The organism is Bradyrhizobium sp. AS23.2, assembly GCF_001908185.1.
GTDB lineage: Bacteria > Pseudomonadota > Alphaproteobacteria > Rhizobiales > Xanthobacteraceae > Bradyrhizobium.
In genome coordinates, this window is record NZ_LGHM01000035.1 from 60,256 (window position 1) to 74,807 (window position 14,552).

Consider the following 14,552-nt stretch of genomic DNA (forward strand, 5'->3'; position numbering starts at 1 on the left):
GACAGATGCTGGACAAGGATCAGATCGCCGCCGCATCGCGCGTTCTCGTTCAACATTGGCACGCCGGCACCAAGCTCGACGCGCTGGCGGCAAATTTGCGCCCACAGAGCCGCGCCGAGGGCTACGCGGTTCAGGCCGGGCTTGAGGCGCAATCGCTTGGAAGACTGTTCGGCTGGAAGATCGCGGCAACGAGTGAGGCCGGACAGAAGCACATCAATGTCGCGGGACCACTGGCCGGACGCATCATGAGCGACACCATGATCGCCGATGGCGGCACCGCGTCGATGAAGGGCAACGAGATGCGCGTCGGCGAGCCGGAATTCGCCTTCCGCATGGGAGGCGATCTGGGGCCGCGCGCGGCACCGTACAGTGTCGATGAAGTGCTGGCCGCCGTCGAGAGCTTGCATCCGGCGATCGAGATTCCCGATTCGCGCTTTGCCGATTTCGTCAGCGCGGGCGAGGCGCAGCTCATCGCCGACAATGCCTGTGCGCATCTGTTCGTGCTGGGCGCAGCGAGTTCCGCGAACTGGCGCGCGATGGATCTCGTCGAGGAGCGCCCGCAGATCACGCTGCGGGGCGAGCGCTATGTCGGCCACGGCAAGAACGTGCTCGGCGACCCCCGCGTTGCGCTCGCCTGGCTTGCGAACGAGCTGCGCGGGCTCGGCATCACCTTGCGGGCAGGGGAGGTAGTGACCACAGGCACGTGCCATCCGCCGCTGCCGATCCAGGCCGGTGATCATTTTGCCGCGGATTTCGGCGTGCTCGGGAAAGTGTCGGTGAGGTTCGCGTAAGTAGCCTCACATTCCGCTGTCGTCCCGGACAAGCGAAGCGCAGATCCGGGACCCATAATCCCAGGAAGCAGTTTGGCGAAGACCAGGACTCACCTAACTTTCGCCGGTACGAGCACCGCCTGCCAATCAGAGATCACGCGGTATGGGTCCCGGATCTGCGCTCCGCTTCGCTGCGCTTGTCCGGGACGACAGCAACTACCTATGCCCGAAAATCGCACTACCCACGCGCACATGCGTGGCGCCCAGCATGATGGCGGTCGCAAAATCCGCGCTCATGCCCATCGAGAGCTTCTTCAATCCGTTGCGCTCCGCGATCTTGGCGGTCAACGCGAAATGCGCCGCTGGCGGTTCGTCGACCGGCGGAATGCACATCAACCCGGAGATCGTGAGCCCATAGGTGTCGCGGCAGCTCGCGATGAAGGCATCGGCCTCGCCGGGGGCGACGCCGGCCTTCTGCGGCTCCTCGCCGATGTTGATCTGGACGAACAGTTCCGGGCGCTTGTTTTGAGATTCGATTTCCTTGGCTAACGCCTGGCAAATGCTCGGACGGTCAACCGAATGGATGGCATCGAACAGCGCGACCGCCTCTTTCGCCTTGTTGGACTGCAACGGCCCGATCAGATGCAGTGCAATACCGGAGTAAGCAGACGTTAACGCTGGCCATTTGCCCTTGGCCTCCTGCACCCGATTCTCGCCGAATACGCGCTGGCCGGCGTCGATGACAGGCGTAATTGCGTCCGCCGCGAAAGTCTTCGAAACCGCGATCAGCGTCACGGAGGCACGGTCGCGCCGCGCATCCTTGCAGGCACGCGCGATTTCGGCTTCGACCGCGGCGAGCGCGTTTGGTGAATGGCCGGTTACCGGCGCGGCGTTGGCTTCTGTCATGACGTCGATTGGCTGTGTTCGTAACCGAGGTAAGTCCAATTTTACCGAGTTCAAGAAAGAGTTTTTGAACCCTTCGCTTTACCTTGCCCATGGGGTGGGTCGCGAAGATGGCAAACGTGAGTTTCAACCGCAAACGAGCGAAACTCAAGCAGGTTCTCGGAATCCGGGCGCGGCTTGCGTTGCTCGCGGTGATTCTGGTGACGCCTTTGATGTTTGAGCGCATCCGATCGCTCGAGGAAACGCGCGCGCGGCAGATCGCGCAGGCGGCGGCTGAATTCACCACCATTGCAAGACACAGCGCCGATGCGCAGCGCGAGGTGATCTCGTCGGTCGAGACCATCCTGAAATCGGAAGCCTTCATCCGCGCCTCCGCCGGCGGCATCAGCAAGAGCTGCGACGTGCTGCGCGCGAGCCTGCCGTCGAACCTTCCCTGGATCCGCACGCTTCTGATCGCCGGCCAGGACGGGCGTATCCAGTGCGCCACCAACCATATGTATGTCGGCCTCGATCTCAGTGACCGGCCTTACTTCCAGCAGGCGCAGGAAACCGGCCGCTTCGTGCTGAGCGATTTCATTCTGTCGCGGCCCGTCCCGACACCGACCGTCATGGCGGTTTATCCGGTGTCCGCCTTCAGCGGCGTCGCGGATGCCATCGTGCTTGCGACCGTTAACCTCGACTGGATGTCGAAGGTCATGAGCAATCTCGGCGGCCGCGCCGGCATCACCGCCGTGCTGGTCGACAGCGCCGGCACCGTGCTGGCCGCGCCGGCCGACCAGCACAGCGCGGTCGGTCGTCCTCTCGACAACATGCCGCTGATGTCGGCGATCGCCGACCGGGCGCTGCGCTCGGACCAGGATGAGGGCTCACTTTCCTTCCTGGCCGCCGACGGCAGCCGCCGCGCGGTCAGCTATATCCGCATCGCGGGCACCAATGCCCGCCTGATCGCCAGCATCGACGAGGACAAGGTGTCTGCGGCGGTCAGCCGCGATATCCGCACCGCCTATCTCCAGCTCGCTTTCGTTGTCGTGTTCGTCCTGCTCGGCGCGCTGATCGCGGCCGAGAAACTGGTGATCAAGCCGATCGAGATGCTCGCGGACATGGCCAAGCGTCTTGGCGAAGGCGACTTGTCGGCGCGCGCGGCACGCAATCGCCTGCCGTCCGAGTTCGTGGCGCTGGCCCGCGCGTTCAATGCGATGGCCGCGCAACTGAGCCAACGCGAGCGCGAGCTGGTCGCGAGCAACGACCGCCTGACGGTGATGGCCTCGATCGACATGCTGTCTGGGCTGGCCAATCGCCGCGGTTTCCAGAGCCGGCTCGATTTCGAATGGATGCGCGCGCAGCAATATGGCAACGACCTCGCGCTGCTGATGATCGACGTCGACCATTTCAAGCTCTTCAACGACACCTACGGCCATCTTGAAGGCGATTCCTGCCTGACCAGGCTCGGCGAGTCGCTGTCCGGCATTGCCGCCGACACGATGGGCTTCGCGGCGCGCTATGGCGGCGAGGAATTCTGCCTCTTGCTGCCGAACACCGATGTGAACCGCGCCGTCGAAATCGGCGAACAGGTGCGTGCGGCCGTGCTGAAGCTGTGCCTGCCGCACATCACGTCCAGCCATATGATCGTCACCGTCTCGATCGGCGTCGCCGCGGCGCGGCCCAACGAGAGCTTGCGTCCAGGTGATCTGATCGAAGCCGCCGACGCCGCGCTCTACGCTGCAAAACACCGCGGCCGCAACAACGTCGTCGAGCACGGCGTGCAACCGATCGAGAACGGCGCGGCGGAAATGATGATGGCGGGCTGACGTTAGCCCGCAGCTATGGCGCGATCGAGCTCGTTCTCCGTCACCACGCGATTGCGGCCGCCACCCTTGGCGAGATAGAGCGCACGATCGCAGCGTTCGATGAGATCGCTGATCGCTTCGCCGACCCGGTACTGCGCCACGCCGATCGACACGCTGATGTTCGGCAGAACCTCGCCGGTCGAACGTCGCGTGATCCTGCAGTCCGCGATCGCGCGCCTGATGCACTCGGCGATCTCGGCACAGGCAGCGAGATTGGCATCCGGCAGCACGGCGATCAGCTCCTCGCCGCCATAGCGGGCCGACAGATCCTGCTCGCGAACCTTGTCGCGCAGTACCTTTGCCATCAGGCGCAGCACCTGGTCGCCGACGCCGTGACCGAAATTGTCGTTGAAGGTCTTGAAGTGGTCGATGTCGAGCATCAGCACGCTGAGCGGCTCGCCCCATTCCGCAGTCGCCTGCGCCTTGCGCAGGAATTCATCGAGCGCCCGCCGGTTCGCCAGCCCCGTCAGCGTGTCGGTCCGGGCGCGCTCCTCCGACCTGGAGAGCGAATGGCGGATCACGTCGAGCTCGCGGGTCTTTTCCGCAAAGCCTGCCTCAAGCCGTGTCGCCCTCGTTGCGGCGCGGGCCAGCTCGTTCATGAGCTGGGCGACCAGCGCCTTCGGATCGACACCGGCCTTACCCTGGTCGGCAACCTGGCTGATCGCCTGCATCTGCGAATGGTTGTCGGCGATCGCGGTCGCCAGGAACTCCTTCGCCGCGCCCATGAGGGTATGCAGCCGCTCGGACGTGTCGACGGCGACGGCACTCACCTGGGGCGCGACGTAAGTCCTGAACAGACCCTGATTGGTCCGGGGGTCGAAGGGACGATTGTGGTCCATCAGGAGATCGATGGCGTTGCGCAGGTCGTCATGGCCGCCTGCGAAATATTGGAACCAGACGGCAAAGTTGGTTGGCGTCGGCGCAATCCGCTGTTCGGCCATGCACCGCATCGCCCGTCCGGCGATGGACGCGGCATAGTCGTAATCGGGATCATCGAAACTGGAATCCATCGCCTGGCACGGGTGCTGTTGGCGGCCAACCTCGCACCGACCCCTTAATCCGATCCCAATAGGTCCTCCGTACTTTTGCGGAGCAGCATTGCGGGGCCCCGCTGCCGGCGGCAACCCATTGACCCCTTGAGGACTTCTATGGCCTAGTCCGCCGTCTTTAGACGGCCGCATCCGAGAAAAACCAACGATTCCATGACCTCCGAACGCTATAACGCCCGCGACGCCGAACCGCGCTGGCAAGCCGCCTGGGACGAACAGGCAATCTTCGTCTCGAGGAACGACGATTCGCGGCCGAAATACTATGTGCTCGAGATGTTCCCCTACCCGTCCGGGCGCATCCATATCGGCCATGTCCGCAATTACACGCTCGGCGACGTGCTGGCCCGCTTCATGCGCGCCAAGGGCTTCAACGTGCTGCACCCGATGGGCTGGGACGCTTTCGGCCTGCCGGCCGAGAACGCTGCTATCGAGCGCAAGGTCGCGCCCAAGGCCTGGACCTACGACAACATCGCCGCGATGAAGAAGCAGCTCCGCTCGATAGGGCTGTCGCTGGACTGGAGCCGCGAGATCGCGACCTGCGATCCCTCCTATTACAAGCACCAGCAGAAGATGTTCCTGGACTTCCTGCGCGAAGGCCTCGCCGAGCGCGAGAAGCGCAAGGTGAACTGGGACCCGGTCGACATGACCGTCCTCGCCAACGAGCAGGTGATCGACGGCAAGGGCTGGCGTTCCGGCGCTGTCGTCGAGCAGCGCGAGATGAACCAGTGGGTCTTCAAGATCACGAAGTATTCGCAGGAGCTGCTGGCCGCGCTGGATACGCTCGACCGCTGGCCCGACAAGGTGCGGCTGATGCAGCGCAACTGGATCGGCCGCTCAGAGGGCCTGTTGATCCGCTTTGCGCTCGATGCCGCGACGACGCCCGCCGGCGAGAACGAGCTGAAGATCTTCACGACGCGCCCGGACACGCTGTTCGGCGCCAAGTTCATGGCGATCTCGGCCGATCATCCGCTGGCGCAGGCCGCGGCCGCGAAGAACCCTGAGCTTGCGGAGTTCATCGCCGAGATCAAGAAGATCGGCACCGCGCAGGAGATCATCGACACCGCTGAGAAGCAGGGCTTTGACACGGGGATCCGCGCGGTCCATCCGTTCGATCCGAGCTGGAAGCTGCCGGTCTATGTCGCGAACTTCGTGCTGATGGAATATGGCACCGGCGCGATCTTCGGCTGCCCCGCGCACGACCAGCGCGACCTCGACTTCGTCAACAAGTACAATCTTGGCAACACGCCCGTCGTGTGCCCCGAGGGCCAGGATCCGAAGACATTCGTGATCACCGACACCGCCTATGATGGTGACGGCCGCATGATCAATTCGCGCTTCCTCGACGGCATGACCATCGATCAGGCCAAGGAAGATGTAGCGAGGCGTCTCGAGGGCGAGCTGCGCGGCAATGCGCCGGTCGGCGAGCGTCAGGTGAATTTCCGCCTGCGCGACTGGGGCATTTCACGTCAGCGCTATTGGGGCTGCCCGATTCCCGTCATCCACTGCCCGAAATGCGACGTGGTGCCGGTGCCGGATGCCGACCTGCCGGTGAAGCTGCCCGACGACGCGACCTTCGACAAGCCGGGCAATGCGCTCGACCATCACCCAACCTGGAAGCACGTCACCTGCCCCAAATGCGGTGGCAAGGCGCAACGCGAAACCGACACCATGGACACCTTCGTGGATTCGTCCTGGTACTTCGCGCGCTTCACCGATCCCTGGAATGAGAACGCGCCGACGACGCCCGCGGTCGCCAACCGGATGCTGCCGGTCGACCAGTATATCGGCGGCGTCGAGCACGCGATCCTGCATCTGCTCTATAGCCGCTTCTTCACCCGCGCGATGAAGGCGACCGGGCATGTTGCGTTGGACGAGCCGTTCGCCGGCATGTTCACGCAAGGCATGGTGGTGCACGAGACCTACCAGAAGGCCGACGGCACCTATGTGCAGCCGGTCGAGGTGAAGATCGAGGGCGCCGGCAACGACCGCCGCGCCACTCTGATGACAACGGGCGAAGACATCCAGATCGGCGCGATCGAGAAGATGTCGAAGTCGAAGAAGAACACGGTCGATCCCGACGACATCATCGAGACCTACGGCGCCGACGTCGCTCGCTGGTTCATGCTGTCGGACTCCCCGCCCGACCGCGACGTGATCTGGAGCGACGAGCGCGTCCAGGGCGCCTCGCGCTTCGTGCAGCGGCTGTGGCGGCTGGTGAACGACGCTGTCGAACTCGGCAAGGGCGCCCCTGCGGCCCGGCCGGCCTCGTTCGGCCCCAATGCGACCGCCTTGCGCAAGGCCGCCCATGGCGCGCTGGACAAGGTCACCACCGGAATCGAGCGGCTGCACTTCAACGTCTGCCTCGCCCATATCCGCGAATTCGCCAATGCGTTCTCCGAGGTGCTGCAGCGCCCCGGCCAGCCGGCGGCCGACCTCGCTCCAGATTTGGCTTGGGCGATCCGGGAGGCCGGCCAGATCCTGGTGCAGCTATTCTCCCCGATGATGCCGCACCTGGCTGAGGAGTGCTGGCAGGTTTTGGGCCAGAGCGGGCTGGTTTCGGAGGCCAATTGGCCCCAAATCGAACGCGATTTGCTGGTTGAAGACAGCGTGACCCTGGTGGTCCAGGTCAACGGCAAGAAGCGGGGTGAGGTCACGGTTGCAACAGCGGCCCAGAATCCGGAAATCGAGGCTGCCGTTTTGGCCCTCGATGCGGTAAAGCTGGCCCTGGATGGCAAGCCCGTCCGCAAGGTGATCATCGTCCCCAAGAGGATCGTGAATGTTGTCGGCTAGGATCCGCATCGCAGCCCGCTTGCTGGCGGTCGCCGCACTGGCGGCGCTGACGGCCGGCTGCTTCCAGCCGATGTATGCCGAGCATACCGACGGCACCCCCGGCTTGCGCGAGAAGCTGATGGGGGTCGACCTTCCGCCGATCGACAAGGCGAATGCCTCTCGCGAGGCCCGGGTCGGGGTCGAAGTCCGCAACGCGCTGGCGTTCAAGCTCTACGGTACGGCGACCGGCATGCCGCCGACCCACCGCCTGGTGATCCGCTTCAACACCAGCAAGACGTCCCTGATGATCAATCCCAGTACGGGTCTGCCGACCAGTGAAAACTACGGCATCGACGCCCAGTACAATTTGATCGAGGTCGTCACCGGGAAGTCGGTGATGACCGGCTCGACGTTCTCCCGCGTGTCCTACGACATGCCCGGCTCCTACCAGCGCTTCAGCCGCAACCGCGCGCTGCGCGACGCCGAAGATCGTGCGGCCAACGAGATCGCCGAGAACATCACGACCCGGCTCGCCTCGTTCTTCACCGCGGGTACCTGATTCATTCCCGTCATTCCGGGGCTCGCGAAGCGAGATCCCGGAGTCTCGATTCCCAACCTCTGGATTCCGGGTTCGCGCTACGCGCGCCCCGGAATGACGTTCTTGAGGCCCGATGGTCGCGCTGCGCGGAAAAGAGATCGACGCCTTCCTCGCCCGCCCCGATGCGGGCCGTCCGATCATCCTGCTCTATGGTCCCGACGCGGGCCTCGTGCGGGAACGCGCCGATGCGCTGATCGCTTCGGCTGTCGACGATCCCAACGATCCCTTCTCTCTGGTCAAGCTTGACGGCGACGAGCTTTCCGCCGAGCCGTCGCGCCTCGTCGATGAGGCCATGACGGTGCCGCTGTTCGGCGGCCGACGCGCCATCCGTGTCCGCGCCGGCTCGCGTAGCTTTGCCAGTGGCATCGACACGCTGGCCGAGATGGGCGTGAAGGATTGCCGCATCGTGATCGAGGCCGGCGAGCTGCGCCCGGAATCGCCGCTGCGAAAAGCCTGCGAGCGCGCCAAGACGGCCGTAGCGATCGGCTGCTATCCCGACACCGAGCGCGACCTCGCCAAGCTGATGGAAGACGAGCTTCGCATCGCCAATTTGCGCATCGCGCAGGATGCCCGCGCCGCGCTGATGTCGTTCCTCGGCGGCGACCGCCAGGCCTCGCGCAACGAGCTGCGCAAGCTCACGCTTTATGCCCATGGCAAAGGCGAGATCACACTGGACGACGTGATGTCCGTGGTCGCCGATGCGTCCGAGCTGAAACTCGATCCGATCGTCGATGGCGCCTTCGCTGGCCGGCCCGACATCGTCGAGACAGAGTTTGCGAAGGCCATGATCGCCGGCACCTATCCCGGCGTGATCATCTCGGCCGCTCAGCGCCAGGCCGCGTGGCTGCACAAATCGGCGCTCGCGATTGCCGACGGCACGCCGGCCTCCGCCGTGCTCGATGGCGGCTTTCCGCGCCTGCATTTTTCGCGAAAGCCGGCGGTCGAAACCGCGCTGCGTAATTTCAGCGTGGCACGGCTCGCCGCCATCATCGAGCAGCTCGCGACCGCCGCGCTCGACACCCGCAAGCAATCCACCCTCGCCGCCGCCATCGCCCAGCGCACGCTGATGGCGATCGCCGCGAACGCGAAACGGCGGGGCTGAGCCCTCGCTCTTTCCAAGTCATTGCGAGCGCAACTCTCTCAACCCCGTCATTGCGAGGAGCACTTGCGACAAAGCAATCCAGAATCTTTCCACGGAGAGATTCTGGATTGCTTCGCGGAGCCTGTCATCGGGCCGCGCTTCGCGCGGACCCGTTGGCTCGCAATGACGGAGTAACGGCGCCAACTCCTCATCCTGAGGAGCGCGGAACGCGCGTCTCGAAGGATGAAGGCCCGGGGCCCTCGCCCTTCGAGACGCCGCTTCGCGGCTCCTCAGGGTGAGGGTGACAGACTGTTTTTTGTGGCGCGAGATTCCAGGTTCGCGAGTCCGCCTTCGCTCGTTGAGCTTGGGCGGACAAGTCGCACGCCGGAGACGATCGAGGGGCTAAAGGTTGCCCTTCGCGAGCCGCTTCATCACCTCGTCGAGCTGATCGAGGTTGCGATAGTTGATCTGGACCGAGCCGCCGGGGTCGCGGTGATTGACGGTGACCTTGAGCCCGAGCGCGTCGCTGACGCGCTTTTCCAGATCGATCGTGTCGGGGTCCTTTTGCTTGGCCCCCGCGCGCGCCTTCTGCGGCTTGCGTTCCGGCACGCCCTCTTCATGCGCGAGCGCTTCGGCTTGGCGGACGTTGAGGCCTTCCTCGACGATGCGCTTGGCCACGGCGAGCGGATCGGGCACGCCGATCAGCGCACGGGCGTGACCGGCTGTCAGCTCGCCGGTCGCGATGAACGCCTGCACCTCGGCCGGCAGCTTGGTCAACCGCATCATGTTCGCGACATGGCTGCGGCTCTTGCCGACGACCTTGGCGATATCTTCCTGGCTGCGTTTGAACTCGTTGGCGAGCGCGTGATAGCCCTGCGCCTCTTCCAGCGGGTTGAGGTCTTCGCGCTGCACGTTCTCGACGATCGCGAACTCCAGCGCATCGCTGTCGCTGATGTCGACAGGCACGATCGGAACTTCGTGCAGGCCTGCGAGCTGCGAGGCGCGCCAGCGCCGTTCGCCGGCGATGATCTCGTAGCGGTCCTGCGTGCCCTTCACCGGACGCACCACGATCGGCTGGATCACGCCGTGCTGCCTGATCGAATCGGAGAGCTCCTTGAGCTCGGTCTCCAAGAAAGTGTGACGCGGATTGCGCGGATTGGGCTTGATGAATTCGATCGGCACCTTGCGCTGCGCACGCGGACGCTCGACATGCGCGGCCTCGCCGCCGACATCGCCGATCAGACTCGCAAGACCCCGGCCCAGTCGCGAACGCGCTTCGTCGGCCATCGCCAGCTCCCTTGGATTCACGTAGCAGTACTCCAGAACTGAATTTCGAAACTAGTAGGATGGGTAGAGCGAAGCGAAACCCATCGCTGTTTGCGCGTAAGGTGATGGGTTTCGCTTCGCTCTACCCATCCTACGGATCAACGTCGCTTCAGTGCGTGGTGCGCAGCTCGCGCTCGCGCTGGATCACTTCGGTGGCGAGCCGCAAGTAGGCTTCGCTGCCGACGCATTTGAGATCGTAGACCAGGACCGGCTTGCCGTAGGACGGCGCCTCGGAGATGCGCACGTTGCGCGGGATCATGGTCTTGTAGACCTTCTCGCCCATGAACTGCCGGACGTCGGCGACGACCTGGTTGGAGAGGTTGTTGCGCGAGTCGAACATGGTCAGCACGATGCCGTGGATCGACAGGTTCGGATTGAGCGTCGAGCGCACCTGCTCCACCGTCTGCAGCAATTGCGACAGACCTTCGAGTGCGAAGAACTCGCACTGCAGCGGCACCAGGATCGCATCGGAGGCCGCCATCGCGTTCACCGTGAGCAGGTTGAGTGAAGGCGGGCAGTCGATCAGCACATAGGTGTAGTCGGCGTCCGGCGAGACGTTGTTGTTGAGTGCGCTGATGGCATCGCGCAGCTTGAACGCACGGCCGGGCGTGGTGCCGAGCTCGAGCTCGAGGCCGGAGAGATCCATGGTCGAGGGCGCGATGTGCAGCCGGGGCACCGCGGTCGAGACCACCGCCTCGCGCAAATTGGCTTCGCCGACCAGCACGTCATACGTCGAGCAGGAGCGGTTGCGGCGATCGATGCCGAGGCCGGTGGAGGCGTTGCCTTGCGGATCGAGATCGACGACCAGGACGCGTTCGCCGATCGCAGCGAGTGCCGTTCCGAGATTAATCGCCGTGGTTGTTTTTCCAACGCCGCCCTTCTGATTCGCCAGCGCCAGGATGCGCGGGTGGCCATGCGGGACTTCGGCGGTCTGTTGTTGCTGCGGTTCGTCAATCACGGTCATCGAAATTCCCCCACTCAACCCTGATAGCCTCAGCCGCGCCGTTCGACGGCATTGAGCTCCACGATCCAGCCGTCCCCGGTGCGGCTTTGGTGGAGCTGAGGCTGAATATTCCAATATTTAGCGGCTTCGGTCAATTCAGCCTCTACATCTTGACCCTTAAGAAACAACGCTTTTGCGCCTTGGCGCATCAGCGGCTCCGCAAAGCCGATGAGTTGATGTAGCGGAGCCAGTGCTCGCGCGGTGACGCAATCAACCGAGCCAGTGATTCTATCCACATTATCCCCGATCTCTGCGAGATGTACGACCCCCGGCGAAGCCGTGATTCGAATCGCCTCGCGCAGGAACGCCGCCTTCTTGGCGATTCGCTCGACGAGATGGACGCTTGCGCCCGCCGTGTCGGCCATGGCGCAAGCCAGGACCACACCCGGAAATCCGCCACCGCTGCCAAGGTCGGCCCAGCGTTTTGCAGATGGCGCGAGATCGACGAGCTGAAGCGAATCAGCGATGTGCCGCGTCCAGAGGTGTGGCAGGGTCGAGGGCGCAACGAGATTGGTCTTGGCCTGCCACGCCCGGAGCAGCGCGATGTAGCGATCGAGCCGGGCTTCCGTTTCATGTGAAACAGGCGCCAGCTTGAGCGCCGCGATCTTGTCGGCAGCGATGATGGAGTCCAGCGATTGATCGTTGGCACTCGCCTTGTCGATCTTCTGGCTGGCCGGCACTGGCCCGGCTTGATGCCCGGCCCCCTCGCCCGCTTCAGGTCGTCGCGATGAAGATCTGCCGCCACCCGGCCCGCGTTGTTTCACGTGAAACGCCTATGCGATCGCTTTGGAAGTCTTCCGTGCCTCGCGCCGGAGATAAGCCGCAAGGATGCCGAGTGCGGCCGGCGTCATACCGTCGATCCGTCCGGCCTGGCCGACTGTGAACGGCCGCGCCTTCTCCAGCTTGGCCCGCACTTCGTTGGAGAGGCCCGGGACCTGCTGGTAGTCGACCTCCGACAACACCATCCCCTCGTCCCGCCTGAAGGCTTCGACGTCGGCGCTCTGGCGCTCCAGATAGACATCGTACTTGGCGTCGATCTCGAGATGGGTCGCGATGACGGGATCAATGGCCGACAGCTCCGGCCAGATGGCGCGGACCTGACTCCAGCCGATATCCGGATACGCCATCAGTTCGAAGGCCGACCGGCGCTGACCATCTCGGTTGAGCGACAGCCCGTGCTTGATGGCTTCGTTGGGGGTGATGGTCAAGGACTTCGACAGCGTCCGGGCCGCATTCAGGGCGTCCATCTTAGACCGGTGATGCAGGGTTCGGGCGCTGCCAACGCACCCCAGGGCGATGCCCTTCTCGGTCAGGCGCTGATCGGCATTGTCCGCCCGCAGCGTCAGCCGGTATTCGGCCCGCGAGGTGAACATCCGATAGGGCTCGCTGATCCCGCGGGTGACGAGGTCGTCGATCATCACGCCGAGATAGCCATCTGCCCGGTCGAACACCGTCAGCGCGCCGCCGCCGGCGGAGAGTGCAGCATTCAGGCCGGCCACGATGCCCTGGCCGGCGGCTTCCTCATACCCGGTGGTGCCGTTGATCTGCCCGGCCAGGAACAGACCGCGGAGACGCCTGGTCTGGAGGGTCGGATCGAGCTCGCGTGGATCGATGTGGTCGTATTCGATCGCATAGCCCGGACGGACCATCCTCACCTGCGCCAGACCAGGAATGCTGGCGAGGATCGCGAGCTGGACCTCCTCCGGGAGTGAGGTCGAGATGCCGTTGGGATAGACGGTCGTATCGTCGAGTCCCTCCGGCTCCAGGAAGATCTGGTGGCCGTCGCGGTCACCGAAGCGGACGATCTTGTCCTCAATCGAGGGACAGTAGCGCGGTCCGGAGCTCTTGATCTGGCCGGAGTACATCGGGGAGCGATGGACATTGGCCCGGATCACTTCATGGGTCGCAGCCGTGGTCCGGGTGATCCCGCATTGGATCTGGGGCGTCGTGATCCGTTCCGTCATGACCGAGAACGGCTCCGGGGGCTCGTCTCCCGGCTGCATTTCGACCGCTGACCAGTCGATCGTCGAGCCGTCCAGACGGGGTGGAGTACCGGTTTTCAGCCGTCCAAGGGTGAACCCGGCGCGCTCAAAGGACCCGGAAAGGCCCATCGCCGGCGCTTCGCCGACCCGGCCAGCCGGCCAATTCTTCTCACCGAGATGGATCAGACCGCGGAGAAAGGTGCCGGTGGTGACGACAACCGCCCCTACCCGAAGCTCCCGACCGTCGGCCAGACGAAGGCCGGTCACCCGACCCTCAACCACGATCAGCTCGTCGGCTTCACCCTCGATGACGGAAAGACCATTGGTCTCACGGATCGCTGCCTGCATTGCCGCGGCATAGAGCTTCCGGTCGGCCTGAGCACGGGGACCACGGACGGCCGGGCCCTTCCGGCGATTGAGGACGCGAAACTGGATACCGCCGGCATCGCCTACCCGGCCCATGAGACCGTCGAGCGCGTCGACTTCGCGAACCAGATGCCCCTTACCGAGTCCCCCGATAGCGGGGTTGCAGGACATTGCGCCGACGGTCGAGAAACGGTGCGTTACCAAAGCCGTCGTAGCGCCCATCCGGGCCGAAGCAGACGCGGCTTCACAGCCGGCATGACCGCCGCCAATCACGATGACGTCGAAGCTCTCTCGCTCTGTTCGCATGGGCGGACTTCTATCGCAGAGGCGGGAAAGCCGGAAGTGGAAACTGGTGAGGCGGCTGTTTCACGTGAAACAGAACCGCCAAGGGACGAAAGCAGTTTCGCGAAAACAACCCCATGCAAAGTAGAAAGCGCCTCGGACCAATTAATGTTTCACGTGAAACAAGATGGGTCGGGCGGTGAAAAGGGGTCGAGACAAGGTTGTCGTGCTTCCACGCAGCGGCGTTCCGATCGGAGGAGCGATTGCGACGCGATACTCCATCATTGCGAGCCGCCGGGTCCGCGCGAAGCGCGGCCCGATGACAGGCTCCGCGAAGCAATCCAGAATCCTTTTGCGGCAACAGCCTGGATCGCTTCGTCGCAAGGGCTCCTCGCAATGACGAGATTGAGGCCGCAGCCTGCGTTCCCGACCGCCACCGCCGTCGCGGTGAGGCCAAATGACCGGCGGGAACATACGAAATCCTGGAGCGCCGATCAGGGATCTCCTGTTTCACGTGAAACAAACCAGAACCCATCCTGCCTTTGCTTCACGTAAAAAAGGGTCAAGAAGTGGGAC

Annotated in this window: 11 protein-coding genes; 5 read left to right on the top strand and 6 right to left on the bottom strand. The window is 64.1% G+C overall.

Features of this window, described 5'->3' with window-relative positions; genetic code table 11:
* Positions 1-5: 5 nt before the first annotated feature.
* Complete coding sequence (locus AC630_RS07995) at positions 6-791, top strand: 2-keto-4-pentenoate hydratase (protein WP_074117947.1); 786 nt, start codon at positions 6-8, stop codon at positions 789-791.
* Positions 792-986: 195 nt separating this feature from the next.
* Here AC630_RS07995 and AC630_RS08000 read toward each other — a convergent pair whose 3' ends face one another.
* Positions 987-1,676, bottom strand: coding sequence for a YggS family pyridoxal phosphate-dependent enzyme (locus AC630_RS08000; protein ID WP_074117948.1), 690 nt, complete (start codon positions 1,674-1,676; stop codon positions 987-989).
* Positions 1,677-1,783: 107 nt separating this feature from the next.
* On the opposite strand from AC630_RS08000, the gene AC630_RS08005 reads away from it, so the two are divergent.
* A complete protein-coding gene (locus AC630_RS08005) occupies positions 1,784-3,481 on the top strand; it encodes a sensor domain-containing diguanylate cyclase (RefSeq protein WP_074117991.1) in 1,698 nt (565 codons plus the stop codon).
* A 2-nt stretch (positions 3,482-3,483) separates the two neighbouring features.
* Here the strand turns inward: AC630_RS08005 and AC630_RS08010 are convergent, their stop codons facing one another.
* Entirely contained in the window at positions 3,484-4,530 is a 1,047-nt protein-coding gene (locus AC630_RS08010; protein ID WP_208866976.1) for a GGDEF domain-containing protein, read from the bottom strand.
* 192 nt (positions 4,531-4,722) lie between these two features.
* Here AC630_RS08010 and leuS point away from each other — a divergent pair, with 192 nt between their 5' ends.
* The 3 genes from leuS (at position 4,723) to holA (ending at position 9,038) form a co-directional block, all read left to right on the top strand.
* Entirely contained in the window at positions 4,723-7,359 is a 2,637-nt protein-coding gene (gene leuS, locus AC630_RS08015) for a leucine--tRNA ligase (RefSeq protein ID WP_074117949.1), read from the top strand.
* Complete coding sequence (gene lptE / locus AC630_RS08020) at positions 7,346-7,897, top strand: LPS assembly lipoprotein LptE (RefSeq protein ID WP_074117950.1); 552 nt, start codon at positions 7,346-7,348, stop codon at positions 7,895-7,897. The genes leuS and lptE overlap by 14 nt, the downstream gene beginning before the upstream one ends.
* Before the next feature lie 112 nt (positions 7,898-8,009).
* Positions 8,010-9,038 (top strand): DNA polymerase III subunit delta, encoded by a 1,029-nt coding sequence (holA, locus tag AC630_RS08025; RefSeq protein WP_074117951.1) that lies wholly within the window; start codon positions 8,010-8,012, stop codon positions 9,036-9,038.
* Positions 9,039-9,419: 381 nt separating this feature from the next.
* Here the strand turns inward: holA and AC630_RS08030 are convergent, their stop codons facing one another.
* From AC630_RS08030 to mnmG, 4 genes are all read right to left on the bottom strand, one after another.
* Positions 9,420-10,304 (bottom strand): ParB/RepB/Spo0J family partition protein, encoded by an 885-nt coding sequence (locus AC630_RS08030; RefSeq protein WP_074117952.1) that lies wholly within the window; start codon positions 10,302-10,304, stop codon positions 9,420-9,422.
* A gap of 148 nt (positions 10,305-10,452) precedes the next feature.
* On the bottom strand, positions 10,453-11,307 hold the full coding sequence (locus tag AC630_RS08035) for a ParA family protein (RefSeq protein WP_074117953.1): 855 nt from the start codon (positions 11,305-11,307) through the stop codon (positions 10,453-10,455).
* Positions 11,308-11,336: 29 nt separating this feature from the next.
* Positions 11,337-11,978: a 16S rRNA (guanine(527)-N(7))-methyltransferase RsmG gene (gene rsmG / locus AC630_RS08040; RefSeq protein ID WP_245330303.1), complete on the bottom strand. Its 642-nt coding sequence runs from the start codon at positions 11,976-11,978 to the stop codon at positions 11,337-11,339.
* A 141-nt stretch (positions 11,979-12,119) separates the two neighbouring features.
* The gene (gene mnmG, locus AC630_RS08045; protein ID WP_074117955.1) at positions 12,120-14,000 is read right to left on the bottom strand and encodes a tRNA uridine-5-carboxymethylaminomethyl(34) synthesis enzyme MnmG; all 1,881 of its coding nucleotides are present in this window, start codon (positions 13,998-14,000) and stop codon (positions 12,120-12,122) included.
* Between the last annotated feature and the right edge of the window lie 552 nt (positions 14,001-14,552).